Below are 1,862 nucleotides of genomic sequence, written 5' to 3' on the forward strand. Positions count from 1 at the left end.
CCTGCCGGCCCGCGACGAGTAGGCTGATCGTTCGCCATCGGACGGGGGAGGCCGGCGTGGACTACGGCGACAAGCTCTTCTGGCTCTCGGTTGTGATTCAACGCAAGTACGCGCAGATCTGCGCCGAGTTCGACCTGACCCCCTCGCAGGCCACGCTGCTCTGCGCAGTCAGGAACGAGCCGCGGCAGATGGCTGAGCTCGCCGCGTCGTTGGGTATGACCAAGAACGCATTGAGCCAGCTGGTCGATCGCACCGCGCGGCGCGAGTTGGTCGGCCGGGCAAGCTCGGCGCAGGACCGACGGGTCGTCATGCTCAGTGCGACGCCCACGGGGAAGGTGCTCGCCGAGGCCGTTTACGCCGAGGTCGCCAAGCGCCTGCCCGAGATCGCGAGGAACCTCGACGCCGACGACCAGCGCGACTTCGAGCGCGTGGCCACCGCCATCGTGGACACCTCGGACCTCTCTTCGCCCACCTCGAACCGACCCATCACACGGTGAGGTCCCGCTACACCCGCACCTTGTCGTAGTTCATGCCGTGAACTAGTTTCGTTCATGGCATGAACTAGTGAAGGGTGGCAGCGATGAGCACACAGACGACCGGCACGATCGCAGTCTTCGGCGCGACAGGGCAACAGGGCGGGGCGGTGGTCGACGCGCTGCTGGACCACAAGGCGCGGGTGCGGGCTTTGGTCCGCAACCCGCAGTCCGACCGGGCTCAGGCGCTGGCCGCCCGCGGCGTCGAGCTGGCGGCCATCCGGGCCGACGACCCCGCGTCGCTGGCCGCCGCGCTGGCGACGGTCGAGGGGTTCTACTTCATGACCCCGGAGGCGAACAGCCTCGAAGAGGTCGAGGCGGAGATCCGCATCGGTACCGCGCTCGTCGACGCGGCGGTCGAAGCGGGCGTCCCGCACGTCGTGTTCAACTCGGTCTTCGGAGCGGACCGGGAGTCGGGTGTGCCGCACCACGACTCGAAGCACTGGATCGAGGAGCACCTGGGAAAGTCCGGCCTGAGGGCCGCGATGGTTCGCGCGACCGCCTTCATGGAGAACTTCGCGAGCGTGATGGCACCGAGCCTGGAGCATGGGGAGATCGTGCTGAGGCTGCCGCTGCCGGAGGACGTCGCCCTGAAGATGATCTCGGTCAGGGACATCGGCCGGGTCGCCGCCGCGCTCCTGCTCGACACCACGGAGGCGCCCGGCGGAGCCGTCGAGCTCGTCGGCGACGAGCTGACGGGCCCCCAGATCGCCGCGGCGTTCGGCGCGCGCGCCGGGCTCCCGGCACGGTACGAGGCCCTCCCGTTGAGCGTGCTTCCCAACGACCTCGACAAGGCGATGTTCCGCCAGTTCGCGAAGGCGGCGGAATACCCTTCGGACCTCGCGGTGGTGCGCTCGATCGAGCCGGCCACCCTGGACCTGGTCGAGTGGATCCGAGCTACCGGCTGGACCGCGCCCACCAACGTGGCTGGTTCCTGAGCCTCCGGCCGCGATGAACGCCCCGCGATCGTGCCCACGGTCTCGGCGCTCTGGGCACGGCAACGCATCCGCCAACGGTTGAAGCAGTCACGAAGCTCCCGGGGCGTGCCCGAGGCCGACACCGGCACACTGGTTGTCGAGAGGCCGCCGGTCGACGGCGAGGTAAAGATCCACGTCCAGGAGGCCCCGGGCCGCCAACCAAAAGACCTCACCGACTACGCCCGCGAGGCCGCCGCGCCGGCGTCTGGACCCGTACAGCGGATGGCCGGAACAGGCTTGACCGTGCCGGCCATCCGCAACGGTGCTCGGCGCCTCTCTGACCGCCGCTGAGGCCTTGTTTCCGTCTGACCAGAGGCGGATCAACTTCATTGACATATGGTCGGCTACCTCA

3 protein-coding genes are annotated in these 1,862 nt (G+C 68.8%); all 3 read left to right on the forward strand.

All coding sequences use genetic code 11. From position 1 onward, the window contains the following. A partial coding sequence (locus ACFXKG_RS41200; protein ID WP_384850738.1) for a MarR family winged helix-turn-helix transcriptional regulator occupies positions 1–497 on the forward strand: 497 nt, incomplete at its 5' end. An 83-nt stretch (positions 498–580) separates the two neighbouring features. Beyond that, the gene (locus ACFXKG_RS41205) at positions 581–1,471 is read left to right on the forward strand and encodes an NmrA family NAD(P)-binding protein (protein ID WP_384850741.1); all 891 of its coding nucleotides are present in this window, start codon (positions 581–583) and stop codon (positions 1,469–1,471) included. A gap of 105 nt (positions 1,472–1,576) precedes the next feature. Beyond that, positions 1,577–1,801, forward strand: a complete 225-nt coding sequence (locus ACFXKG_RS41210) for a hypothetical protein (protein WP_384850744.1) — start codon at positions 1,577–1,579, stop codon at positions 1,799–1,801. The last annotated feature ends 61 nt before the right edge of the window (positions 1,802–1,862 follow it).

The sequence above is a fragment of the Streptomyces sp. NPDC059255 genome, assembly GCF_042752355.1.
Taxonomy (GTDB): Bacteria; Actinomycetota; Actinomycetes; order Streptomycetales; family Streptomycetaceae; genus Streptomyces.